Genomic DNA, 22,318 nt, shown 5'->3' with positions numbered 1-22,318 from the left:
CAGGCGTCGAACCCTACAGGGGGTAGTAAAAAAGCCCGCTGCTGCGGGCCGGTGCTACCAAGGCTACCCGTCAGATCCCTTGCGCCGTGCGGCGGCCTCTGCCTCCAAGCGCGCCACACGCTCAGACAACTCTTTGTAGATGTCGTCCGGCGGACCTTCGGGTGCGGCACCGATTTTCGTCATTTCCGTCATCACCCAGTTAAGCAGGTCGTCCGGGGTTTTACCAATCCGCTCAGCAATCTCCCTGAACAGCCGCCCCGTCTCCTCGTCTGGCCGGAATGTCACTTCAACCATCCCCTTCCCATCCGGCCGCATCGTCATCTCGGGCTCGTGAGGGTGCGCAGACCCGTCAGCAAGCCATTGCGTGTTGACCTGAAGTGCAACGGCCAAACGCTCGATCACCTTACGCCTGGGGGTCGCGCGCCCTCCTTCGTACCGGGCCAGTTGCGTGGGCTTCATATCCACCCTGCGCGCCAACTCCGATTGAGAAAGCCCCAACCCTTCGCGCGCGGCGATCAGCCGATCTTTGAACTCTTTTTCGTTCATATTAGTTCATGTGGTACAAATACAACTTGCAAACAGTTCAATCAGTACACTACATTCGATCCGTACACAACAGTACAAAGGAGTGAATTCTATGTGCATAGACGATACACGTTTCGCTGGTAGGCCCGTCCAGCCGGCCCGCGTTCCAAAGGAGTTCTCACATGAACGGTAACGAGGCCCTCGCAAAGCGCCTGATCATGGCGCGCGCCTGGGCGGGCATGTCTCAAAACGATCTTGCGCGACGCGCTGGCATCGCGCAGACGCAACTCAGCAGGTACGAAACCGCAAGGAGTCAGCCGCGACGCGCCGCCTTGGACCGCCTTGCTGCAGAGCTGGGGGTCTCCTCCGCCTGGCTTGCGCTTGGCGGCTGCGATGCGCATCGCGGCGGGACCGCTCGCCCCACCCAGCAATCGCCCATCGATCTGGCCATCGTTTCAACGCAAGCCCTTCTTGTCGAAGTCGCGCGCCGCTGTTCGTAATTCTTTCCCGCAGGAGCATCACCATGAGCAACATCGTCACCATCGCTGGCGTGCAGTCGGCCCGCATCACGTACAAGGGCCGCCCGGTCTGCACCACGCAGCAGCTCGCGCAGTTCTACGGCTGCGCCGAGAAGAACATAGGCGACAACCACGCGAACAATCGGGATCGATTCGAGGAGGGAAAGCACTTCGTGAAACTGGAAGGTGCGGCACTTCAGGCGTTCAAGAACTGCCCCGAAAATTTCGGGTCAGTCGCACCCAGAGCCCCTGCGCTCATCCTGTGGACCGAGTTGGGTGCTGGCCGGCACGCCAAGATGCTGACTACCGACAAGGCCTGGGATGTGTTTGAGGAGATGGAGGAGGCCTATTTCTCGCGAGCGCTGGCCGGCGATGCGGCCGCTCTGTCGGCGCCGGTGGAAACGAAGCCTGCCCGTGTCCGTGGCCGCACGCCCCTGGATCAGGTGAAGGTCATCAACTTCGTCGGTGACGCACTAAAGGACGTGCCCGGCATCCGCCTCGATGTGGTTGCTGCCGCCAAGCTCCAGGCCTTCGAGCAGCACACCGGCATTGACTTCAGCGAGTTCCGCCGCGCACTGCCGCCCGTGACACTGGAGCGGATGGTCCGCCTCAACCCCACGCAAATCGGAGCCCGCATCGCGGAGCAGACGGGCCGCGCCAAGTGCAGCAGTCAGCTCGTCAACAAGGTGCTTCTGGAGCTCGGCCTGCAGCGCAAGGTCGAGGACGGCTACGTGCTGACTGAAGCCGGAACCAAGTACGGCGAGGTGCTGCCCTTCAAGGCCAAGAACGCACACCACGGAAATCAGATCGATTGGTGGGAATCTGTCGTTGATGTGGTGCGCGAGAACATCCCTGCAGCGGATGGCAAGCGCGGCAGCGGCGGCAGTGTGATCCCGCTGAAACCAAGGCAGGCCCCCGATGAACCGCAGGCAGCCCTGCTGTGAGCCCTGGGGCAAATGCCCCCAAAGACGAAAGCCCCGACGCTTGGACCCGTCGAGGCTTTCAAGGTGAACCCGAACCAACACAGAACGGAATTCAGCATGAATGCTACAGCAAAGCCTCGCGCGCGCAAAGCTCCTGCAGCCGCGCGCCCCACCTTCGAACAAATCTCGGCCCTGGCACTGGACAAGGCCGAGGAAGACATCAAGCGACTTGTCAGCATCCGGTGCGCCGATGAGCACTGGCTTGATGCTGACCACGATGTGGACTATGCCGTGGAGCTTGCACTGTCCCACATCCGCGCCATGCGAACGACAGCCTTCAAGGACGGTGCCGAGTTCAGCCTGTCGTGGCTTAAGGCGGGCGCGGCCATCAACCTTGCCAGCCGGGCATTCAGCAGGACAGGCTGCGCCTACGAACGCTGCCTCAAGGATGCCGGCCGTATGTTCGCGCAGCTCGCTGAACTGGTGGAGTTCGTAGGCTGAGCACGCCAACCCTTTTTTTTCGATCCCTCGGGCGCTGCGAAAAAGGGTTCCAGCCGACTGAACCCAGATTTAGTCTTGCGCATCATGGACTTGTGCGTGATACGCTCTAGTTCACTGCCGTGTAGGCAGCTCAGAAAAGCCCAATAGCTGGCATCCGTGTACACCACACGTTCACTGCCGTGTAGGCAGCTCAGAAACTGTACCGCCGCCCGTGCCACCACCCGTACCGCGTTCACTGCCGTGTAGGCAGCTCAGAAAGAGCGCGGCTAGGTCCTGCAGCGTGACCTCGGGTTCACTGCCGTGTAGGCAGCTCAGAAATTCCTGCATTTCCTGGGTGATAGCTACGCCATGTTCACTGCCGTGTAGGCAGCTCAGAAAAGACTGCGGGGGACAGTTGCCAATCTTCCTGCGTTCACTGCCGTGTAGGCAGCTCAGAAAAGATGCCGGCGGTCATGGCGCGCCCCCTGGCAGTTCACTGCCGTGTAGGCAGCTCAGAAAAGCATGTCTTCCGTGTAGCCGGCCGCCTTCCAGTTCACTGCCGTGTAGGCAGCTCAGAAAAGGAACGTGCCGACAGCCCGCAGGAAATTGAGGTTCACTGCCGTGTAGGCCGCTCAGAAAGTTGAGGGCCGTGGGCGTCGCCCCCGCAAAGCGTTCACTGCCGTGTAGGCAGCTCAGAAAATCATCTGCTCGAACGCGGGGCGCGCAGCTGCGTTCGCTGCCGCGCAGGTAATTCCGGGGATCACCGGAATTGGCCCGCCTCGCCGCGACCTGCGCGAACCGGCTCAGCCACATGGCTGGGCACCTCCCTGCCCCACGCCCCGCCTGAGAACTCTCTCCCCGCCCTCCCGGGACAGAGGGCGGGGTGAGTCAGTGAAGATTGCCTGGATTGGCGCCGGCATCGCCGTTATAGCTGTCGTGGTCACCGCCTTGATAGCCATCCTCTCCTGAACTACAGCCCTTGGCGAGGATCTGAATCCCTCGGGATACATGGTCTTGCAACCATTCGAGGGTTTCGCCGCGTGCGACCTGTTGCCGCTCCGACTCTTTGGCTGAAGCTTCAGCAAGCTCTACAGCGCGCCGTGCGGCAGCCGCAGCCCGAAGCGCCGCGAAAGCGGCGGCGAAGACCAAGCCCAGCGCCACGACCAACGCGCCAGCAAGAATGAGGGTATGAGGATGTGCCATCCCCCCACTCTCAAGGAGAGGTGCGGGGGCGGTCGAACCCTAGCCGGGGGCGTGTAAAAAAGCCCCGACATGCGGGGCTGATGGGTGAGGGATGGGCACTTCTGCTACTCGGCCGACAGCTCTGCCAGCGTGTCCTGGAGAGTCTTGATCAGCCGCTCCACATCCTCAGGACGCATATCAACCCAGGTGGTTGCAATATCAAGCCCTGAGGCAGTCTTGGCCGTGTGCTTGAGGCCGATGAGCGTCTTCCCGTTGAAGACGCGAGTGCGAACGTCGGTGAACTGAAGGAGGGGTGCAGGAATCATGGCGTGATAGTGGCACGGAAAGCCCGCGCTGGGACCATAGCCTCACACGGGCCGCGTCCGCACCTCAGCCGTCCAGGCAGACTGCCCTCGGGGCTGCAACGAGCCCTGATCCGTTGCAGCGATGTGGAGATATTCGCCCTCTCCCAACGCGCGAGCCTGCTGCGACAGCTGCTCGCGCACTTCATTGGATTCAGCGCGGAGCTTGCTGATCACCATCTTGTTCACCTTCAGCTCACGACAACAGCGGCAGGAAAAGTGCATCCACTTTCCATAGTCTTCGAGGTAGGCAGTGCACTGGAGATTGCATAAGGGGCACGGGGCGTGGATGGAATCTGGCATGGCTGCACCCTGAAGAAATACTGAGCGAAAGAAACTCTGAACCTGTTGTACCGCACCTGTGCGGTCCAAAACGTAATAACGAGGTAGGGGTTGGCCTAGGCGTGGCGGGCATGCTGATTGCCGCCTGTACAGCCTCACAGCCTGGGAGAAGCTACATATTGGTACAAGAACCAAAAAACATTAGCATGCGTTCACATTCAAACAATCGAAAGCTTAGTGACATGCGATTATCAATAACTCCTGCCGTTGCCAATTCGGCAGTGGAGCCACATGGATGAGTGCAAGCCGAGCCAAGACAGCGACCAACAACCCCAGTGGTCGCCTACGGGAGCACTGGCCCTGGTAATTCTGGGGGCGCTCGCGATCACTGCGGCGATTTGGCTCATGGCGAAGCAGCACCACACCCCGCCTTGGCAACTGCGAGCACCCACCATTGGCGCACCGGCGACAGAAGCTTCGCCGCCAGCCGCAGCCGCCCAAATGCAATGCCCAAATCAGAACTGGGCTGCAGGCGAACGCACATGATGAGCTTCTGGCGCAGGGCTGGGTTCAGAGACGACGAAGCCCGCCGAAGCGGGCCGTACAGAACTTGGCCAGACCTACTTGCGCCCACCCACGTAGCGCCCACCCTTCCCGCTCTTGCCAGAGCCACCAACACGCGTACTGCCCTTGCGACCCGCTGCCTCGAAGGACAGCGACGATGCAGCAGACTTGCCCGAAGCGAATGTGGAGCTGGAGCCCTTGCTGGGCACCAGATCACCGGCCTGAGCCGAAGTGGCAGCAGCCAGGGCAATTGCGATGAATGCGATTCTCATGGAGAGGTCTCCTTGTTGTGGTGAGACCATGCTATGCCTGACACGGCGCGGGGTATGGGAATCGCTTTCCCTAGTTGCATGAAAGGGTGCCGAGCTGCGATTGGGGCCTACCCCAAAAATGACAACGCCCCAACACAGGCTCATCCAGCGTCAAGCTTTGCCTCGTCCTCAAGCGTGTGCACGTAGAACATGAGGTGCTTCAGAGCTACAGCGTGCGGGTCACGGCCTCTCAACGGCGACTCCCTGGCAGAGTCGTCCGGCAGGAAGACCAGAAGCACGTCGCCACAGGCCTCGTAGTCTGCCTTGAACTCGACGCCGTTGCGGGTGAGGACGCATTCATGCATGCGGGACATTGTCACAGGTGCAGGGCGCGCGCCAGCATGGCCCAGAAACGACGAAGCCCGCCGAAGCGGGCTTGTGAGCTTTTTATATAACGCTATCGGTCACATAAAATTCTTCAACTCAAAATTTCTTAAAAAGAATACAAAGTTCAGCGCCTACCTGCCACTCTGCCTGGAGCTCGCAAAAACTCCAAGAATCTCTTCTCGAATATTTTGTATCGTCCTACATAGCTGTGCAAATCATTTGTAGTCCTACTTAGAGTGTAGTACGTTGTAAGCTCTTGAATCCCTTGTCTCTGTTCATCTCGCTGACCGCGCATATTATCCATGACCAACTCAGAAAATTCCAGAACAAAATCTCTCAGCTCATTTGTCTTATCCGGGAATTGCCTAGCGGCCCAATAATATATAGGAATCTCCCCTTGCTTAGACAAAAGTGGATCTTTATCAACGAACTCCTTGTTCAGTTTCTCCAAAACGTCATAGATCCTATTAGACGTTTCTCGATAAGGCCCCATGGGGTTTTCGTCAGTAGCGTGCTCAATACTCCAATCGTGAGCATCTTTAGCGAATTTATCCAGGTTCTTTGCCTTGGTATCAGAAAATCCCTTCAAATGCTCAAACATGAATATCTTTATAATAAGATTAAATTCCTGCATTCTACCTGTAGAAAATTTAATCTTCCGCATAAAGAAAGGATGGGCAGATAATTCTCTTACCAGTGTCGGGACCGGCCCTTGCATTGCATTTCTGCGCTCTGCACTATTAGCTGCCTCCCCCATATTTAGGCGAATAAACAACTCGGTAATTTTCTCCGTATCGTCCGTAACGACATCCATAACAGTTGGAGAAAAATTGTCTATCCTTCTCGAAACCTTAGGGTATCTAAGCCTTAAATCGCTGTAGAACAACCCCCCTAGATCCAAGGCAGGTTCATCATCGAACTTGAACGATGGGTTCAGAGGGAATTTATCTTCAAAAAAATCAAATATTGCGCCTAATCTTTGTTTCCCATCGATTATGGCGTACCCCTTCTTTTTTTCATTGAGCGAGGAATTTGTTCTCAGAAAATTTGAAATATAGAACTTAGGTATATCAAAATCATTCAGAATAGAGTCAATCAAATGCGCTCTTTTCCATTTACTCCATATTTCCCCTCTACGTTGGTAAGAGGGAGACATGTCAATACGTGAATCCAAGTGTTGTTCGTACCACCATTGGAGTGTCGTAGGCTGAAGCGGCTGTATTTTTAGCATAATCACACCCGAAAACCATGATAACGCTTAATCTCCATAGCCAACCCAGAAAGATCAGGGTAGGTTACAGAATCGGTGTACCCAAGCTTGAGCAACATCGCCAACATCTCGGCAATCTTCCCCGCTGGAATTATTATCTTTGTCAGAGAATCTTTTAAAAAATTACCGGCAACAAACTGCTGCTCCATAGATTCTACTCTTTGCCCAAAGATAGTAAAGACCCCGCGCTGAGCAAACATCCGAGCATTATTTGTAATACCGTATAGACATGCAGGATACTGCTGCAAACTTTTAATAGCGGCAGACCCGAACCCTCCACTTCTAAATGCCCTTGGCGCATATCCATCCAATGCATCCAAGTGCACAAGAGGCCCTGAGTTCCCATGACTCTGAGACTCCAAAGAAGTGCGATTCCATTTCACGGGGTCCAAAACCCACACTGCAGCATCTGCTTGATATACTCCATTGGTATCGATACTTGCTGAAGTCAAGGCAAAATACAGTGATATGAACGGATTTGGCGTCCAATCAAGCAACCTAGTTGGTATTCCATAGTGCTGCATGATGAAAAGTGTACGCATTCTTCCGTCTTCACTATCAGATGAGACTTTCTCTGAGTGGAGAATGCTACTTCTCTCAAAATCCTGAAGCATGGTTGCCTCAAGCTGCATTAGCCTTTCAATATTATTATTCTGTGGATGGCGAAATAATGATGGCGTCAGCGTATATTTAGCAGATCCAATACCTCGATACCAATTCCCTACTGCCGGGTGAGTATTTGCTTTTAATAGAATTTCAACAGATTTAGTGAATTCAGAAATGCTACTGCATACCTTTTCATTGGGCGCCTTTCTCCTTGTTGCCATCAGTCTCCTCCGATTTCAAAGACTCTTTAAGTATGAAGCCAGTTGCTGCGCAATAGCATGCCCCAAAACAGGAGGAACTGCATTGCCAATCTGCATGATGTTCGATGTAGCATCATGAGGAAATACAAAATCATCTGGGAACGTTTGCAACCTAGCTGACTCACGTATTGTTAGCCTTCTGTTAAGGCTGTAATGAAACTGCACACGGGACTTAGCATTTGCCCTGACCGTATAACCAGGCAAGTCTCTAGGACTTATCTCATCACCTTGCCCATTCCCATTTTTTGCCTTTGCCGCTTTAAAAAATTGATCCTGATTTGGGACTTCTTCAGATATATTAAGCAAATCCTCAATAGCCCATGACACAGATCTGTGATTATTTTCATGGCTTCTAGGCGGAATCATTGGATCTTTTTTTATATCTTTGCGCACAAATATTAGAATTACCCTAGATCTTGCCTGTGGAACGCCATAATCAGGAGCGTAAACTGGCCACATTAGCATTCTGTACCCAGCTAAAGCAAAAGATCTTTTTATAGTAGCAAGATCCCGACCTGAATTGATCTTTGGCAAGTGTGGCACGTTTTCAGCGACGACAATCTTAGGTTGCCAATACTTCGCATATCTAGACATTGCGCGAAAAAGACCGCCTCGCTCACCCTCAACACCAGCGCGAGGACCACATATTGAAAAATCTTGACAAGGAAATCCGCCTATCAAAACTTCTGCGCTTGGAAATTCTTCTGGTCTAGTTTTTGCAAGATCAACACTATGTAATATAGAATCCAAATTACTTTCGTATGTGATTTTGCATTTTTTATCTATCTCATAAGCGGCAAGAATATCAAATTCCGTGCGCTCATAATGAACCCCACGAAATTCGAAATCTCCTTTAAACCCCAAATCCAATCCACCGCAACCCGAAAAAAAAGAGACCACCTTTATAAGGCCAGCACCCTTTTCATGATGCCTTGTCTCAAAATCTTCGGAACCCGATTTATCGTTATACATAAATAATCCAATTAATCCCATGTACTTGAATAGCAGCCCTAGTCACTCCAAACAAGATTGCTGACTGGTAGGACATGAGAGTTAGCGTGATGGTACATGAGCTCACCAACATCAAAAAACTGTACAAATGCACAGTACTCCAATGTCTAAGGCTATCGTGGAGCACCAGCTTGTTTCGATGCCGAGCACAGTCTCGTAGCAACTACTGCCCGTTCGCGCGGAAGAGATTGTGTTTGTGCCCCATACCTCAGCTCGAGGAGAAGCTGGGCAGTGAGCCCTGCAGGCCCTGACGCTGGTCCTGCTACATTCCGCCTCCTGCGCCACACCCTCTTTCTCCCTGCCCTCCTCTTCTGTGGGCTCGCCCTAGCCGCGGCCCCGGCCACCTGAGCACGACTCAAACCTGAGCCGTGCTCAGGGCGCGAAAACTCAATGAAATCAAGGGGCTCAAGATTGAGCCGCGCTCAGTGGAACAGCGGAAGCGAAGGCTGGATCTCAGCCTCCAGGCGCTGGTGCTCCGACTCGAAGTGCGGGATATCGCGCTTGCGGTCGAGCATGAGCCGGGAGCCGAAGGATGCTCGGACCTTGGACTCCACCTCCTGTGCGATGAGGGCCTGCATCTGTTGCCATAGGCCAAGGGCCTGCTGGCTCAGGGCCGTGCGCATGCGGTAGAACTCCTCGACCACGCGTACCTTGCAATCCACCACGATGCCCGTGTTCTTCATCAAGGAGATCAGCAGGGTCGCTTGCTGCTCGTTGAGGAGCGCTATTTCCACCGGCCGGCCTCCCCGCTTTCCCACTCGGATTTCAAATCTGATTGGGCCGAAGCGCTCCAGGCTGGCCCTGTGCTTGCGCACCAGCTTGATGACGTCGGCACCAGGCTCTATCGAACGCCGCGATGGTGCGAGGAAGGGTCGGATTTCAGATCCCACCCTTTTGCAAGTTCCCGGGTTCAGTGGATCCACGGCAGTCGAGGCTGCGCCAGAGCCTCTAACACCGCGCGCTCCTCGGCGAACACCGGCTTTTCTTTGCGGCGCTCGTTCATGAGCTTGGAGCCAACCTGGCCCTTGATCTGGGACGGTAGTTCCCGGCGCTCCAAGTCGAAGAGGCGCTCTGCAATCGAACGCTCGGCGCGCGCGAGGCGCTCCGCCACCTGCTCAAAGGCGTTGATGAACCGGATGCGGATGATGCGTGACTCGTCTCCTGCGAAGCTCATGCCCAACTCGGATAAGCCCTTGGCGGTCATCTTGTACATGGGCTGCTCCTTGCCCTGCGCATTGAGGTACGAGGACGGCTGAAAATTCAGCCGTCCGTGCTCCGCGATCTCCGGATGCGTACTGCTGCGCATCTTGTCGATGGACTGGAGCACGTTCTTGTGCCGCTTGTTAAACGCCAGCGCCACAGCGCGCGAGTCGGTAATCAGGCCGCCGTGTTCGCGGGAGATGAAGGCGGTGAGGTCTTGAATTGCATCCATCGCTCAGCCCTCCACGCCCATGAGGCGCTTGATCTCGGGCACAGGCCAGGCCAGCCGGCCATTCACGCGCAGGGGCTTGATGGGGCCCTTGCCAGTGCAGGACCACCAGTTCAAGGTGCCAGGGCTGCGGTTCAGGTGGCGCGCGGCCTCGGCTGTTGGGAGTGCGCTGCGCATCTCCTGATTCAGCGGGGTTAGAGAAAGCTTGGCGGTCATGTTGACCTCGCAGGTTCGTTGAACATGACAAGGCATTCTTTGCATACGCCGCGCTTTGCCAAACCCTAGACGGGGGACGCCTGCTACAGTCCCGCCAACAGGAGGAGTTATGGGAGCTGTGAAGAGGTTGATGGTTGCCGCCGCGCTGGCCGCGCTCGGGACGCCTGCCCTGGCGGCGGACTACGCCACATGCTTGCTGGACAACCTGCCCGGGGTGAAGAACGGTCCTGCACACGCTGCGGCGCTAAACCTTTGCGGCTCGAAATACCCTGATCGCCTCTTTGATGTGCGCCGCGGCTCGGGCCGTGGTTTGCTGGGCCCGAAGTCTCCCGAGCAATGCACGCTGGACAAGGCGCGCGACACGTCCTGGCAGCCGGCGGCGGGGATGATCATGCGCGCGTGCGGCTGCCTGTACACGCCGAGCGCAGGCCCGACGGACATGTGCGAGCGGTATCCGCTGTCTGCCGAGATCCGCGCGCAGCACCCAGCCATCAAGACTGATGCTGATCTGCTGAAGCTGGAGACGCACTACAGGAAGATCTACGCCGCGCACCCGGATGCCGATGCGCTGTTTGCCCGGAAGGACTTCTGGGCCTGGGTGACGCAGGACAAGGGCCGGGAGAACGCGATCATCAAGGGCTCAACCGACACGGTGATCCGCACGATGAGCGAGTTCAAGAGCCTCCCATCACCAAGAACTATGACTTACGAGGAGGCCTACGGCCTCCCTCCGTCAGGCCCTGCCAAGTAAAGGCTATCCCATCCTCTCGAAGGCTTTTCCATTCCATCGGAGCTGCCCCGATGGCGTTGTGTAAACCTGCCCGGCCACCAAGCTTTCCTTGGCCGGAGGCTGTGCGCGCGCCCCTCCACCATCCACCTGCTGCACCTCGCCCGTTACGGCGTTGTGCCGGATGATGCTGCCCTGGGTTGTGGACCCGTCTGCATTCTTGATCGCGGGGGTGACCGTGACCTTCCAGGGCGACGGATCGGCATCGCCCCGGATTGCGCGCATCGACTGCTGAGCCTGCTGCTTCTGCTGAGGCGTTGCATTGGGATCGAGGAGCGCATCGCGCAGCTGTTCTTCCTGGAGCTGGGCCCGGGACTTGAAGCCGCGCGCTTCTGCCTCGCCCTGCAGGCGCTGCTGCTCGATGCCCACGCGCATGCCGGTGCGCCCGGTTTCCCCGGACTGCTGCATGGCTTCGCGCTGGAGCCCGCCAGCCTGCTGGATCTCCTCGCGCGCGAGGCCCGCGTTCTGGCGCATGGTTTCGGCGTCCAGACCTGGCTGGGCCTGGCGCAGCGCCGAGTCGGTCTGAAGGGCGGCCTGGTAGGCGGCCACGGCCGGCGGCGGGCCGGACTGAGCGCCACCGCCACGGAAGCGGGCCATGCCCGCCGAACTCCACTCGGGCCGGTTCATGATGCTGCTCGCGCCGGTCTCCAGGTTCTGGAGGTCTTTGCGGGCCTGCCAGTCGTTGCCGGAGTGGGCGAGGGTGGGCGTGCGGTAGCCAGGGAAGCCCAGGCGGGGCTGTTCTGGCTCGGTACGCTGGCCCGGGGTGAAGCCGCGCGCTGTCGATTGCGCGGCCAGGTTCTGAGCGGCCAGGTCGTTTTGCCGGGAGGGCAAGCCGCGCGGCTGGGTGCCGAGCGCCGCGCTCTGTGCGCTGTCGGCGAAGCTGTTGCCCTGGCGGAAGACGCCGGGCTGCACTTCCTGGGGGGCGGCCGAGCTGGGCGGGCCCATGGTGCTTCCAGCGGAAGGCGTGGCCTGCGGCGCTGGCGCACTGCCTGCAGGAGCTGTGGAAGGCGTGGAGATTGCACCTGCGGAAGCTGCGGAGGGCGTTGAAGCTGCAGCTGCGCCACCCCCGATGCCCGCGCCAACGGCAAGGCCGCGCGCTGCGGTCGAACCCGAGTTGATGGCACCGCTGATCGCCCCGCCCGTGCGCGTGATGGCACGGGCGCTACCACCCAGCGCGCCGGGCACGGCATTGGCCAGGTTCGACACATTGCGGCCCAGCTCTGTGTTCATGGGATTGGACTGGGAGCCGTCAGGAGCCGGAGCCTTGGGGTAGCCGTCCGTCGGGATCTGGTCTTCAGGCCGCCCGCCGTTCGCGAAGAACACCTTGGGCTTGAAGCCGCGCGGCACGAATGCCTCTTCAGGTGCCGGTGTGTGGGTGGCATCGACGGCGGCCTGCAGCGCGCCAGCCCCGCCCATGGCGTGCACGGTATCGGGTGGTAGAACGAACTCGCCCGGCTTGAACATGCCGGGGATGGAGTCGGGGGCTTGGTTCTGGGCCTGGGCCAACGCAGCCCGCTGACCGGGCGCAAAGCCGCGGGGCCCTGTGTATTCGGACGGTTGCTCCGTTGCGGAGGCTTTCCTGGGAGTGAATCCGCGCATTGCGAACCTTTCAGCACCTGCTAAGGCAGATGGATGACGTTGGTGTGTGGCTGGTCCTGCCGCGTGTCCCGGCGCAGGTCCGAGTCCGGGCGCCTGCCGAAGTAGCTTTCAAATACCGAGTACGACCGCTGCGACTTGCCTGGATCGAAGCCATCCGCATCGGGCTGCCCAAACGCGCGGTACAGAGCCCAATGCACGAGATAGGCGTGGTGGGCCTCATGGATCTCGGGCTTGTCGTAGCAATGGGTCAGCTGCTTGAGGGGCAGCCGATAGGCCTCGAGCCGCAGCATCCCGGCCTCGCGCGGCGTGGGCACCAGGCGAAGCCGCGTCTCGGTCTGGATGGCGAAGCGAGGCTCATCACAGCAGCGGTCACGCCAATAGGGATCCTTGCGATCCAGGTATTCCCGGGACACCACTGCCAACTCGCGACCTTCACTGGTCGATGCGCCGACAAATCGCAGATGGGCGATCTCGTAGACCTTGGGGTGCAACTGGTAGCTGGCCATGTCGGCCGCGACGGCAATCTCGCAGACAGCGGGCGTGGAGTCGTCCAGCAGCAGACGGCCGCGCACTGCAGCTTCCGACTGGGCTTCATTGAACCAGCCCACGACCTGGGTCTCGCCCCAAAGATACGGCTCTTCCACATCCTTGGCGTCGGATCGAAACAGGGCGATCAGGTCCTCAAGAGTCATGGCGCGCTGCCGTACTGATCAACCATGCCGCGAACCCGCTCCCGCATCTTGTCCAAGCCAAGGTTGCCCGGCAGATCCAGCTTGTAGGTCTGCTTGGTCCAGTCGCGCAGGGCCTGCTTGTCCATCTTCTCGATCTGCTGCAGCACGTTGAACCGGGCTTCCTCCTGCAGGCGCCGCTCCTCTTCAGCCTTCTGTGCCGCCTCCAGCAGCGCGGCGGTGTCGTCGGGCAGTTGAGCCGGCGCCTGCCCTGCTTCGGGAGCTTCGGGGACTGCGGCGGCTGTGGTCACGCCTTCAGCATCCGCCGCCCGGAAAATGTCCGAATGGCGCAGGAAGCGGGCCGCCAGCGCAAGGGGGACGGCGCGCGTCTGGCCTGGGTCGAAGGTCAGGCGCGAGCGGTAGATGCGGTCAATGAACGGCGTGTCATTGCCCGTATATGTGACGGCCTGTGTCTGTGCAACGGTCATGGTGATGTCCTCGGGTGCTGGATGAAAAGCGGCAGGGCCGCGGCCCCGCCCTTCACATCACGGGTGCTTACTGGTTGCCCATGCGCTCGCCGTGGACGATCACATCCAGGCGCGCGGCCTTGGCGTTGGCCGCGCCGGCGGTCGTGAGCACCAGATAGGCTTCCTTGGGGAGCTTCACGGGCGCTTTGGAACTGGTGGTGCGCAGGCGGCCGGTCGCGTTCAGCACCAGGCCAGCGCCGAAGTACTCTGGATCCTGGGGCACGGCGGTGTGGTCCACGCCGTCGATGTAGGTGAAGCCCAGCGAGCCCGTGACGGCCGCCGTCATGGCAGTGGACACGATGACCTGGGCATCCTCCAGCAGCATGCCGGCGGGGAGCTTCTCCAGCACCACCACATCGCCAGCAGCGATGGGGGCATTGGAATCAGCGCCGATGGCCGCGCCTGCAGCATTGGTCTGCAGCGTGGCACGCAAGGTGGTGAGGTTGCCGTAGGGAGTGAAGCCGCCGAACTGCAGCATGCCCAGGCCGGCCTTCTTGATGGTTGCCATGATGGCCTCCTTGAAGTTGGGGAAGTGACGAGGGGCTGGCCGCAGCCAGCCCCGGGGCATCAGCCGCGAGGCTTGATGATGGGCACGGCGGTATCGAGCACCGTCACACCGTGGTCGGTGAACTGCTTGGTGTCACCGTGGCTGACCGCAAAGCGGATCTTGGACATGCCCAGGATGGCGCCGATGGCGATTTCCATCTTGTCGTCGAAGTCGCCCGGGGCTTCCTTCCAGAAGAAGGGCACGCCGCTGTGGTCGGAGCGGCCGAAGGCCTGCCCCAGCGCCTGGCCGCCCAGCAGGATGGCGCGGTCCACTGCGTACTTGTCGGTGAACGATGCAGGCACCACCACCGACGACTCCTGCTCGCTGGTGTAGCTTGCGCAATAGCGCAGCTCGTCGCCAGCGTAGAAGCGGATCGCCTTGGGCATCTTGATGATCAGAATGCCGTTCCACAGACCTGCTTCACCCAGGAACAGAGGATGGTCCTTGGCCAGCCGTGCGCGCGCCATGGCGTTGCCCTGGAACGCGCGGAAGTTCGGGTCCGTGGCAAAGCCGCTGTACTGAGCCGGCGATGCCAGGAGCACGCGGATGGGGCTGTCGGTGGCGGCCAGGTCCTCATCGAACTCGACGGGCGGGGGCGGCAGCGGGATCTGGTCCATCCACGAGCGCACGGCATCCACCACATCCATGCTCAGCGTGTCCGAGCTGGCGATCACCAGCTCGCCCGCGTTGGCCTTGACTTCGCCCACGGCACCCGCACCGGCCACCAGGTGGCGATTGCGCGTCGGCGCCTTCACCCGGTTCACCATGATCTCGGAGAACTTGGGGTGCGATGCCAGAGGCACACGCCACTCGATCAGGTGGTCATTGAAGCCGCGCGCGCCGGCCAGGTGCACCAGCGTGGAGTGCTCGATGTAATCGTCCATCAGGCGCTGGGCCTTGGGACGGCCAAACTTGCGCAGGTCGTAGGGCGTACGGATGCGCGACATCTGGTCGCCCATGTCGATGGGAAATCGCGCCTGGTTCACGCGGAACCGCGCGTTCTCGTAGCTCATGCCCACGCCCTTGCCCTCGGCAAACTCGCTGCCCATGATGGGGTAGCTGCCAATGGGCTGGTCGAGTTGGAACTCGACCTCATCGCCCTTGCCCTTGCCCAGGTCCTCGGCACGCACGATGGGCATCGTGGGCTTGGTCTGGCGCTTGGTGCCGGCCACGGCATCCGCCTCGGTGGGCATCTTGCCGGTCAGGCGGTTGAGCGTGGTGCGGCGCTGCATGCAGGTGTGGAACACGCCCACGGCCTGCTGAATCATGGTCCCAGGGTGACCATAGGGAGTGCTGGTCTTGGTGTCGGACACGGTGGACCTCCTTTACATCTGTTTGTTCAGCCAGGCGGTGATCTGCTCGGGCGTCTTGCCCTCCATCGCGTAATGCAGATCCACGCCACTCAGTTCAGCCATCCGCTCATCCGGCGACAGACCATCCACGCGTCCGCCAGGAATACTGGAGAGACTCGAGGGCGGATCGGCCCGCACGGCTTCAGTGGCGGCCTTTGCTGCGGCTTTGGGGTCCGCAGCGGGTTGAGACGAGGGTTTCTCGGTCGCCGCCTTGTAGGCGTCGAACACCTCCACGATTTCAGCGGCCGTGCCGCCGGTCTTCGCGTCGAACAGGCCCCAATAGGCATTGCGGACCACGCTGGGCTGCGAGTCCACCCACGCCTTGAACTCAGCGCTCTCGACGATGGAATCCGCGTTGGGGTGCGCCGTATAGATGGCGTCCAAATGGGCGTCCGCTGCGGACTTGGACTGCTGCTCGCGCAGCGGCTGCAATTCCTTCTTCAGCTCCTCCTGCATTTCCGCGCGCAGCTCATTTCGAAGCTGCTCACGGGACTGCTGGTGAAGCTTGAGCAGCCCATCCCTCAGGCCGGCTTCGGAAAAGTCGCCGAACAGGTCCGCGTCCGCGCCCGCATCGATGGCCGCTTGCGCTTGGGCGGCCAGGTTGTCGGTCTTGGTCGGTGCCTGGCCGGCGTCCGCCCGCGCCTGGGCTTCAGCCTGCAGGACGGCCAGCTGCTGCTGGGCGCTATCTGCGGTGGCCACTGCCTCGTCGCGCTGCTTGCGGATCTTCAGCACCTCATCAAAGGGAATGGTGTGCTTGCCGTCCCGCGTCAGGACCACGGTGTTATCCGCGGTCTGCTGGCCCTCGGGAACAGCATTCGCACCATGGGTGCCATCCGCAGCAGGTGCAGCCTGCTGTTCGCTTGTGGTGCCGGCACCGGCGCCGCCCTTGTTGTCCGTCACAGGGGTGGTCGCGGGCGCGCCACCAGGTTCCGGCTTGGCGCCGGTATCGCCCGATTCCGCCATGGCCAATGCCTGGGCGGCCTGCTCCGGCGTCAGTGCGCCGTCGATGCTGCTGTAGAAACTCTCGTTTGATGTCGTCATGACTGGTCCGCCACATGTCGCCGTGGCCGCAAGGGGCCAGCAATCCGGTGCGGCACCTGGGCGCCGCGCCATCTGCTCTCAAATCCGCAGCGCCGAAGCGCCACGGTCATCGCCGCGACGGCATGCGCCACGGCTTGGATGCAGTGTCGAAAAGAGCGAGAAGAAAAACCAACCCTAGAGGGGGTAGAAAAGAAAAGCCGCCCGAAGGCGGCCTGGGCGCAGTGGAGGATCTCAGGTGGCGGATGGCAGGTTGTCGCCATCCGTGGCTGTCTCGATCCCCTGCATACCGCTCGCCGGCTCCTGGGGCACCGGCGGGAATCCCGGGCTGGTGTTCTCGCGCACCTGGTCAATGCCGCCGGCCACGCCCGGCCCGCCAGACTGCGGTGCTGGCCCCGCAGGCGCCGCGCCCGGCGCCGGGAAGTCAGGATCGTCGCCACCGGGATTGGGCTTTCGGTAGCCCGCGCCCTGCATGATGGCGTCGGCAATGGGCGCGATCAACGGGTTCATTGCCACCTGCGCCCCGCCCTGCATCGCGCTGAAGGCTGTCTGCACGCCGACCTGCACGGCCTCGCGCATCATCTTTTCGATCTGCGCATCGGTGAGGCGCTCCTTCATGCCCAGCTCGCGCGCTTTGAGGTCGTGGCCAGCCTTGACCAAAGCGGCCTGCACCTCCTGCTGGATGCGCTGCTCGACCTGCTCAGGAGACTCTTGGGCGGCGGCGGCCTTCAGAGCCTCCACCAGCTGCCGCTTGAACGGCACATCCATGAGGCTGGCCAGCATCGGCATGGTGACAGCCTGGAACTGCGGCGGCATGGACTTGACCACCTCGCTCATGGTGCTCAGTTGCTGCGCCCGGAATGTGCTGCTGCTGGGCACGTCCTCCAGGCCCACCAGAAGGCGAGTGCGCTGCAGGTCGTTGGACAGATAGGGGATGCCGGTCACCGGATCTTCCTCAGGCTTGTTGATGGTCACAGCCCGGTCTGCCGTGATGGCATCGCCCTCGATGATGATGGTCTGCTCATCCTGGCCCAGGTCCTGAACGATCATGCTCATCAGCAGCTCACCCACCATGGTGCGGCTGGTCTTGAAGTTGCCGATCATGTATGCCAGCGACTGGTTGGCCTGCTCCACCTGGGTCTGCTCCTGGACCCCACTGGTGGCCGTGCCGCGCCGCCCAGAGAATGCGCCAGCGGCAGCGGGGTTCACCCGCTCGATCGCGCGCCGGGCGTTCTCCAACTGCTCCAACTGCTGCGCCGTGGCCTGAAAGTCCCGCTCGACCTTGAACCGCGCGCCGTTTTGCTGCATGTGCGCGGCGTTCAGCACGATGTCGGCATCCGGGCGGCCAATGGTGCGCCGGAACTGGTCATCGGTCATGTCCACGGCGCCCTTGGTGCGCTCAGTCCGGAACGCACCCATGCCCCAGCGAAGCCGCGAGTTCCCGTTGTTCAACGTGTCCTGCATGTCCAGCAGGTTGCGGATGTAGCCATAGGGCACGTTGGTGCTGTCTTCCCTGAATCCCCAGAAAGGCACGTATGGGAAGTGGCGGTGGGCATAAGGCGTGGGCCCGTCGAACAGGACGTGTGGGCCCAGCCAGTAGCTGCGGCGGATCTTGGCCACTGTGGCGCGCATGGACTTCGCGGCCTTGTTGACCAGCGCATAGACATGGGCCGGGTTGTTCTCGTCGAACTCGACCACGCGCCCGTCCGGGCTCTTGAGCACCACCACGTCAGACCAGCGGCGATACCAAAGCTCGGTCATGCACACCTCCTTGCTGACCGGGTTGTACCAACGGTCCTCCATGGTGGTCCATTCACGCGCCACGTCCCAAGCCCGCGACAGGCCGGTGCTCGCGCCCGCGTCCATGGTGTCGTAGCCGTTCCACCAGTTGACGCCCGCGCGCCCGAACTGGCGAACCAGCTCCTTGTGCTCCGGGAAGACGCGCGCTATGCGTGACGGATGCATCCAGCGCTGGCGCCGCAGCCAACGCGCATCGCTGAGGTCGGGCTTGATGGAAGACCAGTCCCAATGGATCTCATTGCGGTGAATGGCCAGGCACTGGTATGGATAGCCAAAGGGATCATCGGATCGGCTGACCTCAGCCCACCCGATGCCCACGCCAATCTGCGGATAGAAGGCATCGCTGCAGGCGTCGTCCGCCTTGGCGTTGCGCTCGGCCTCATTCAGCTTGAAGTTGATGGCATCGGCCACATCCTGGCCGCCAGGCTGACCATTCGGGGTTACGCGCCAGTCCGTGCGCGTGGACTTCTCGTAGCCACGGATGCCTTCCAGGCTGCCCGCGATCAGGTTCTCGCGTACAACCGGGATGCCCTGGGACTTCATGTGCCGGATCAGTTCTGTCTCCAGCTGGTTGCCGTCGGCATAGTCCATCTCACGGTCGGCCGTGCGGCGCCAGGCCCTGGGCTGGGCATCGATCTCTTCGTGAATGGACCGGTACTCGGCCAGGGTGAGGGGCACATCGCCGTCGGGCGTGTCCACCGGGTCAATTTCTGCGTAGTTCTGGGCGGTGCTCATGGTGTCGTCCTCAGTAATAGACCGGGGCTGGCGCCTCTTGGTATTCGCCGATGGCGGCATTCGTCATCAGGTCCACTGCCTGGCCGATGTAGCGGAACATGTCCGCGCCGTGGCTGAACTCGTCATGCATGGGACCCATGGGCTCGTCCGTCTTCTGGTGGATGTCCCGCCGATACCGCCGCAGGCACTCGATCAGCCGCGCGGTCTTGATCTCATCGAAGTAGCAGCGGGGGAAGATCATTCGCGCGCCTTTGATGCCCTCCTCCACATTCATCGCGCTCAACACCACCACGCTTTGCCTGCCCATGGCCGTAAGCTGCTGCTGGGTGCTCTTGCCCGTCTGAAAGTTCTTGGTGCGGCCGTCATGCGGCAGGAAGTCGGTGCCCCAGCGGAACGGGCGCTTCTCGATCTGGGCCACATACCAATCCAGGGTCCGATGGCTGTCCTCGATGTAGTCGATGACACGCAGGTCCTGCGGCCCGCGCTGCACAAAGCCAATGGTCATGGCGTCATTCCAGCCCAGGTCCCAAATCGTGTGCACCGGCAAAGTCGGGTCGTACGGCACGGCGCAGATCCGCTTTTGCTCGTACAGGGCCTCGATCTCATGGCGGTAGATAGACCCCGCCGAGACGCGCCGTGGCTTCCCCTCCCAGATGTTGGGGTAGTCTTCGGGATTCGTGACCTTGAACTTGCGGCGCTCCTCATCGAGCACCGCCGGAAACCAGGGGTTGTCGCGCCAGTTGATCTGGCAGACCCAGGTGTCCGGGCTGGGCCTGTCGATGAACCGGACATAGGTCTCGTCCGTGTCCATGTCCGGGTTGAGGGTCATCCAGATCTCCGAGCCCTCCTTGCGGATGGTCGGGATCAGCACATCCCAGGACTTCTTGCTGACGCCGTGGGCTTCCTCCACCCACACCAGGTCCACCCCTTCAAAGGATTTGATCGAGGCCACGGTATGGCTCTGGAGACCCGTGAACAGGAACAGCGAGCCATTGGCGCCGCGGATCTCGGTGTCGAGCACCTCGAAGAAGGTCTCAAGGCCCATGCGGCCAATGGCGTCCTTCAGCAGACGATGCACCGAGTCCCGCATGGACTTCTGGATCTCGCGCGCGCACAGCACACGCAGCGGCCGATCAGCGGCCATAGCCAGCAACACCGACGCCACAGACCAGGACTTGGCGCCGCCCCGGCCGCCGTGCATCACCTTGTAGCGGCGAGGCAGCCAGATGTCCCGAAGCTTCTCGGGCAACTGCAGGAGCGCCTCATTCATCGCCATCCTCCTGGCGAACCGGCGGCTTCACGAACTCCACAGTGACACGAGGAGGAGCGCCATCGCCGCAGGGCCCTTGGCCAGGCCCCGTCTTGGGATCCATGCCGAATGCCTGCCGCTCCATGTCCACCAGGATGCGCAGGGACTCGGCCAAGGTCTTCATGGACTTGCCCCGCTCGGGCAGGCTGATGACCTTCATGTACAGGTCATTGAGCTTGTCCTGGCCGTTGTCATCGGGCTGGCGCATCAGATCGCCCAGCGCCTCCAGCAGCGCGACGTTCTCGGCACCGACCATCAGCTCCAATTCGTCCATCAGGGAGTTGGTGACCCGCCGTGCCCGATGAATGTCGCGGCGATGGGCCAGGCGGATGTCGGCGACGGCCTGGGCATTGGCATCAATGACGGCACGTTCGCGAAGCTTGGTATCCATGGATACCTGGCTGGATACCGCCTCCCTGGATACCAGGGCATCAGCCTTGGCCTGGATCTTCACACCCAGGTCACGCTCCCATCCATCACGCTTGGCGCGCTTGTTGATCGCACCATGGGTGATGCCGTTCTCGTCTCCGATCTGGCGGAGGGTCTTAATGCCGGCTCGGTAGTCCAGCTCGATGCGCTCCCAGTCGGCCGGGACGCTGGTCGCCACGCGGTTGGCAGGCAAGGCGCCGCCTGCGACCGATTTGGCCGCTGCAGACTTCTTGGGAGCAGGTTTCTTTTGAGGCTCGGACTTGCCGGCAGGACGTTGGACCATGGCCGGGAGTGTTTCGGCCATCCCTTTGCGTGTCGAACCCTAGACGGGGCAACCGAACCTCAACGAAGGCTCCACTCAAGAGTTAACTTTTCAAAAGGGGTTGCAACACCAAGCAATTTTTTGTTACAATGATGTTGGATCTATAGTCTAATTTGGCAAGACGTCGCCCCCAAAGGCGAAAATCCCGGTTCGATTCCGGGTAGATAAAGGGCATTTCTTTAGTGCCTTTTATCTACCGAGGAACACATGGAAGAGCAGCAGCGCATTGAAGTTTTTCGCGCACAAACGAAGAACGTCCAAGAATTGGAGCGGACTTGGAAGCAGGTCAATCGTCAATTAAACGCGCTGTTGTTAGGCAACAATAGAGTTGCTGTTGAAATAAACACAAAAATCCTTTCTCTTGTCTATTGCGCTTTCGCTGAGGCAATTTTCTCTAAAATCTTGCACACCCCAAAAGGTTTATCCCTCAGCGAGATTGATCAAGTCAAAGAGGTCGCGAGGTCTAGCGGTGTTAAGCAAGGATGGGTTAAATGCGTCGAGCTTGCTGTTAAAAGTGTTCAAGGGGCTAGAGGAAATCACGGGTCCAACGTTCGGCAGAGGCTTGCGCGTCTAATTGATCAGTTCATACTTGATCCTAGTCAATTGAGGAATAAACTCGCGCACGGGCAATGGTGTATTGCTTTAAATCGCAACAATGATGCAGTAAATGAACAACTGACATCAGAATTGAATTCCTTGAACGTAGTTGAGCTTTACCGAAAAATTTCGGCGCTTCAGTGCCTCGCGGCCATACTAGAAGACATCATAGAATCACCCAACAAAGCTCATCATCGTGACTACTGGGTTCATCTAGACAAAATAGAATCCGAGCAGCGGAAAATGGCAACGTGGACAATAGCTGGGAAAATTGCGCAACTCCAAGCAAAAGCGGCCCGCGCACCAGCAAAGCTGTGCATCTGCAGCGCCAAGTAAGAGAGA

The 22,318-nt window shown here is 59.9% G+C and carries 26 protein-coding genes and 1 CRISPR repeat array; of the genes, 5 read left to right on the top strand and 21 right to left on the bottom strand.

Annotated elements, in window-relative coordinates; translation table 11 throughout:
* Nucleotides 1-63: 63 nt before the first annotated feature.
* Complete coding sequence (locus A9976_RS20575; RefSeq protein WP_183020548.1) at nucleotides 64-546, bottom strand: helix-turn-helix transcriptional regulator; 483 nt, start codon at nucleotides 544-546, stop codon at nucleotides 64-66.
* Nucleotides 547-707: 161 nt separating this feature from the next.
* On the opposite strand from A9976_RS20575, the gene A9976_RS20570 reads away from it, so the two are divergent.
* From A9976_RS20570 to A9976_RS20560, 3 genes are all read left to right on the top strand, one after another.
* Entirely contained in the window at nucleotides 708-1,025 is a 318-nt protein-coding gene (locus tag A9976_RS20570; RefSeq protein WP_183020547.1) for a helix-turn-helix transcriptional regulator, read from the top strand.
* 23 nt (nucleotides 1,026-1,048) lie between these two features.
* Nucleotides 1,049-1,987, top strand: coding sequence for an ORF6N domain-containing protein (locus tag A9976_RS20565; RefSeq protein ID WP_183020546.1), 939 nt, complete (start codon nucleotides 1,049-1,051; stop codon nucleotides 1,985-1,987).
* 63 nt (nucleotides 1,988-2,050) lie between these two features.
* On the top strand, nucleotides 2,051-2,467 hold the full coding sequence (locus A9976_RS20560) for a hypothetical protein (RefSeq protein ID WP_183020545.1): 417 nt from the start codon (nucleotides 2,051-2,053) through the stop codon (nucleotides 2,465-2,467).
* 109 nt (nucleotides 2,468-2,576) lie between these two features.
* A CRISPR array of direct repeats spans nucleotides 2,577-3,145; the repeat unit is 28 nt; unit sequence GTTCACTGCCGTGTAGGCAGCTCAGAAA.
* A gap of 189 nt (nucleotides 3,146-3,334) precedes the next feature.
* Here A9976_RS20560 and A9976_RS20555 read toward each other — a convergent pair.
* The 11 genes from A9976_RS20555 to A9976_RS20505 form a co-directional block, all read right to left on the bottom strand.
* Nucleotides 3,335-3,649, bottom strand: coding sequence for a hypothetical protein (locus A9976_RS20555; protein ID WP_183020544.1), 315 nt, complete (start codon nucleotides 3,647-3,649; stop codon nucleotides 3,335-3,337).
* A gap of 104 nt (nucleotides 3,650-3,753) precedes the next feature.
* Nucleotides 3,754-3,954, bottom strand: coding sequence for a hypothetical protein (locus A9976_RS20550; RefSeq protein ID WP_183020543.1), 201 nt, complete (start codon nucleotides 3,952-3,954; stop codon nucleotides 3,754-3,756).
* A gap of 42 nt (nucleotides 3,955-3,996) precedes the next feature.
* Entirely contained in the window at nucleotides 3,997-4,293 is a 297-nt protein-coding gene (locus tag A9976_RS20545) for a hypothetical protein (RefSeq protein WP_183020542.1), read from the bottom strand.
* A 599-nt stretch (nucleotides 4,294-4,892) separates the two neighbouring features.
* Nucleotides 4,893-5,108, bottom strand: a complete 216-nt coding sequence (locus A9976_RS20540) for a hypothetical protein (protein WP_183020584.1) — start codon at nucleotides 5,106-5,108, stop codon at nucleotides 4,893-4,895.
* 140 nt (nucleotides 5,109-5,248) lie between these two features.
* Nucleotides 5,249-5,452 (bottom strand): hypothetical protein, encoded by a 204-nt coding sequence (locus tag A9976_RS20535; RefSeq protein ID WP_259649258.1) that lies wholly within the window; start codon nucleotides 5,450-5,452, stop codon nucleotides 5,249-5,251.
* Between the two features lie 146 nt (nucleotides 5,453-5,598).
* A complete protein-coding gene (locus A9976_RS20530) occupies nucleotides 5,599-6,630 on the bottom strand; it encodes a DUF262 domain-containing protein (RefSeq protein ID WP_183020540.1) in 1,032 nt (343 codons plus the stop codon).
* Nucleotides 6,631-6,707: 77 nt separating this feature from the next.
* On the bottom strand, nucleotides 6,708-7,571 hold the full coding sequence (locus tag A9976_RS20525) for an FRG domain-containing protein (protein WP_183020539.1): 864 nt from the start codon (nucleotides 7,569-7,571) through the stop codon (nucleotides 6,708-6,710).
* A 15-nt stretch (nucleotides 7,572-7,586) separates the two neighbouring features.
* Nucleotides 7,587-8,582: a DNA cytosine methyltransferase gene (locus A9976_RS20520; RefSeq protein ID WP_259649257.1), complete on the bottom strand. Its 996-nt coding sequence runs from the start codon at nucleotides 8,580-8,582 to the stop codon at nucleotides 7,587-7,589.
* Nucleotides 8,583-9,043: 461 nt separating this feature from the next.
* Entirely contained in the window at nucleotides 9,044-9,511 is a 468-nt protein-coding gene (locus tag A9976_RS20515; protein WP_409049551.1) for a Rha family transcriptional regulator, read from the bottom strand.
* 20 nt (nucleotides 9,512-9,531) lie between these two features.
* A complete protein-coding gene (locus A9976_RS20510) occupies nucleotides 9,532-10,053 on the bottom strand; it encodes a Rha family transcriptional regulator (protein WP_183020536.1) in 522 nt (173 codons plus the stop codon).
* 3 nt (nucleotides 10,054-10,056) lie between these two features.
* Complete coding sequence (locus A9976_RS20505; protein ID WP_183020535.1) at nucleotides 10,057-10,266, bottom strand: DNA-binding protein; 210 nt, start codon at nucleotides 10,264-10,266, stop codon at nucleotides 10,057-10,059.
* A gap of 130 nt (nucleotides 10,267-10,396) precedes the next feature.
* Between A9976_RS20505 and A9976_RS20500 the strand changes: the two genes are divergently transcribed.
* Nucleotides 10,397-11,017 carry a hypothetical protein gene (locus tag A9976_RS20500; RefSeq protein WP_220808772.1) on the top strand — a complete coding sequence of 207 codons (621 nt, stop codon included), beginning with the start codon at nucleotides 10,397-10,399 and terminating at the stop codon, nucleotides 11,015-11,017.
* 3 nt (nucleotides 11,018-11,020) lie between these two features.
* Here A9976_RS20500 and A9976_RS20495 read toward each other — a convergent pair whose 3' ends face one another.
* The 9 genes from A9976_RS20495 to A9976_RS20455 form a co-directional block, all read right to left on the bottom strand.
* The gene (locus A9976_RS20495; RefSeq protein ID WP_183020534.1) at nucleotides 11,021-12,517 is read right to left on the bottom strand and encodes a hypothetical protein; all 1,497 of its coding nucleotides are present in this window, start codon (nucleotides 12,515-12,517) and stop codon (nucleotides 11,021-11,023) included.
* 155 nt (nucleotides 12,518-12,672) lie between these two features.
* Nucleotides 12,673-13,344, bottom strand: coding sequence for a hypothetical protein (locus tag A9976_RS20490; protein ID WP_183020533.1), 672 nt, complete (start codon nucleotides 13,342-13,344; stop codon nucleotides 12,673-12,675).
* Entirely contained in the window at nucleotides 13,341-13,808 is a 468-nt protein-coding gene (locus A9976_RS20485) for a hypothetical protein (protein ID WP_183020532.1), read from the bottom strand. Before A9976_RS20485 ends, A9976_RS20490 begins: the two co-directional genes overlap by 4 nt.
* A 67-nt stretch (nucleotides 13,809-13,875) precedes the next feature.
* Nucleotides 13,876-14,355 carry a hypothetical protein gene (locus A9976_RS20480; RefSeq protein WP_183020531.1) on the bottom strand — a complete coding sequence of 160 codons (480 nt, stop codon included), beginning with the start codon at nucleotides 14,353-14,355 and terminating at the stop codon, nucleotides 13,876-13,878.
* A gap of 59 nt (nucleotides 14,356-14,414) precedes the next feature.
* Entirely contained in the window at nucleotides 14,415-15,707 is a 1,293-nt protein-coding gene (locus tag A9976_RS20475; protein ID WP_310889404.1) for a DUF4043 family protein, read from the bottom strand.
* Nucleotides 15,708-15,719: 12 nt separating this feature from the next.
* Nucleotides 15,720-16,787, bottom strand: a complete 1,068-nt coding sequence (locus tag A9976_RS20470) for a hypothetical protein (protein ID WP_183020530.1) — start codon at nucleotides 16,785-16,787, stop codon at nucleotides 15,720-15,722.
* Between the two features lie 231 nt (nucleotides 16,788-17,018).
* Nucleotides 17,019-19,319, bottom strand: coding sequence for a hypothetical protein (locus A9976_RS20465; protein ID WP_183020529.1), 2,301 nt, complete (start codon nucleotides 19,317-19,319; stop codon nucleotides 17,019-17,021).
* Between the two features lie 10 nt (nucleotides 19,320-19,329).
* Entirely contained in the window at nucleotides 19,330-20,589 is a 1,260-nt protein-coding gene (locus A9976_RS20460) for a PBSX family phage terminase large subunit (RefSeq protein ID WP_259649256.1), read from the bottom strand.
* Complete coding sequence (locus A9976_RS20455) at nucleotides 20,582-21,340, bottom strand: hypothetical protein (protein WP_409049549.1); 759 nt, start codon at nucleotides 21,338-21,340, stop codon at nucleotides 20,582-20,584. Before A9976_RS20455 ends, A9976_RS20460 begins: the two co-directional genes overlap by 8 nt.
* Nucleotides 21,341-21,586: 246 nt before the next feature.
* Between A9976_RS20455 and A9976_RS20450 the strand changes: the two genes are divergently transcribed.
* Nucleotides 21,587-22,312: a hypothetical protein gene (locus tag A9976_RS20450; RefSeq protein ID WP_183020527.1), complete on the top strand. Its 726-nt coding sequence runs from the start codon at nucleotides 21,587-21,589 to the stop codon at nucleotides 22,310-22,312.
* The last annotated feature ends 6 nt before the right edge of the window (nucleotides 22,313-22,318 follow it).

Source organism: Delftia sp. UME58 (assembly GCF_014170385.1).
In the GTDB taxonomy this organism is placed as follows: Bacteria; Pseudomonadota; Gammaproteobacteria; order Burkholderiales; family Burkholderiaceae_C; genus Comamonas; species Comamonas acidovorans.
The sequence above is the reverse complement of the archived record's forward strand: the minus strand, read 5'-3'. Positions and strand labels throughout refer to the sequence as shown.

Excerpts from the sequence above, each read along its gene's own strand:
- A9976_RS20450 (WP_183020527.1), top strand. The coding sequence starts at position 21,587 with ATGGAAGAGCAGCAGCGCATTGAAGTTTTTCGCGCACAAACGAAGAAC.
- A9976_RS20575 (WP_183020548.1), bottom strand. The coding sequence starts at position 546 with ATGAACGAAAAAGAGTTCAAAGATCGGCTGATCGCCGCGCGCGAAGGG.
- A9976_RS20495 (WP_183020534.1), bottom strand. The coding sequence starts at position 12,517 with ATGTTCAAGCCGGGCGAGTTCGTTCTACCACCCGATACCGTGCACGCC.
- A9976_RS20485 (WP_183020532.1), bottom strand. The coding sequence starts at position 13,808 with ATGACCGTTGCACAGACACAGGCCGTCACATATACGGGCAATGACACG.
- A9976_RS20550 (WP_183020543.1), bottom strand. The coding sequence starts at position 3,954 with ATGATTCCTGCACCCCTCCTTCAGTTCACCGACGTTCGCACTCGCGTC.
- A9976_RS20570 (WP_183020547.1), top strand. The coding sequence starts at position 708 with ATGAACGGTAACGAGGCCCTCGCAAAGCGCCTGATCATGGCGCGCGCC.
- A9976_RS20530 (WP_183020540.1), bottom strand. The coding sequence starts at position 6,630 with ATGTCTCCCTCTTACCAACGTAGAGGGGAAATATGGAGTAAATGGAAA.
- A9976_RS20545 (WP_183020542.1), bottom strand. The coding sequence starts at position 4,293 with ATGCCAGATTCCATCCACGCCCCGTGCCCCTTATGCAATCTCCAGTGC.
- A9976_RS20480 (WP_183020531.1), bottom strand. The coding sequence starts at position 14,355 with ATGGCAACCATCAAGAAGGCCGGCCTGGGCATGCTGCAGTTCGGCGGC.
- A9976_RS20510 (WP_183020536.1), bottom strand. The coding sequence starts at position 10,053 with ATGGATGCAATTCAAGACCTCACCGCCTTCATCTCCCGCGAACACGGC.
- A9976_RS20455 (WP_409049549.1), bottom strand. The coding sequence starts at position 21,340 with ATGGTCCAACGTCCTGCCGGCAAGTCCGAGCCTCAAAAGAAACCTGCT.
- A9976_RS20470 (WP_183020530.1), bottom strand. The coding sequence starts at position 16,787 with ATGACGACATCAAACGAGAGTTTCTACAGCAGCATCGACGGCGCACTG.
- A9976_RS20555 (WP_183020544.1), bottom strand. The coding sequence starts at position 3,649 with ATGGCACATCCTCATACCCTCATTCTTGCTGGCGCGTTGGTCGTGGCG.
- A9976_RS20490 (WP_183020533.1), bottom strand. The coding sequence starts at position 13,344 with ATGACTCTTGAGGACCTGATCGCCCTGTTTCGATCCGACGCCAAGGAT.
- A9976_RS20465 (WP_183020529.1), bottom strand. The coding sequence starts at position 19,319 with ATGAGCACCGCCCAGAACTACGCAGAAATTGACCCGGTGGACACGCCC.
- A9976_RS20565 (WP_183020546.1), top strand. The coding sequence starts at position 1,049 with ATGAGCAACATCGTCACCATCGCTGGCGTGCAGTCGGCCCGCATCACG.
- A9976_RS20525 (WP_183020539.1), bottom strand. The coding sequence starts at position 7,571 with ATGGCAACAAGGAGAAAGGCGCCCAATGAAAAGGTATGCAGTAGCATT.
- A9976_RS20460 (WP_259649256.1), bottom strand. The coding sequence starts at position 20,589 with ATGAATGAGGCGCTCCTGCAGTTGCCCGAGAAGCTTCGGGACATCTGG.
- A9976_RS20535 (WP_259649258.1), bottom strand. The coding sequence starts at position 5,452 with ATGCATGAATGCGTCCTCACCCGCAACGGCGTCGAGTTCAAGGCAGAC.
- A9976_RS20540 (WP_183020584.1), bottom strand. The coding sequence starts at position 5,108 with ATGAGAATCGCATTCATCGCAATTGCCCTGGCTGCTGCCACTTCGGCT.
- A9976_RS20505 (WP_183020535.1), bottom strand. The coding sequence starts at position 10,266 with ATGACCGCCAAGCTTTCTCTAACCCCGCTGAATCAGGAGATGCGCAGC.
- A9976_RS20520 (WP_259649257.1), bottom strand. The coding sequence starts at position 8,582 with ATGTATAACGATAAATCGGGTTCCGAAGATTTTGAGACAAGGCATCAT.
- A9976_RS20500 (WP_220808772.1), top strand. The coding sequence starts at position 10,397 with ATGGTTGCCGCCGCGCTGGCCGCGCTCGGGACGCCTGCCCTGGCGGCG.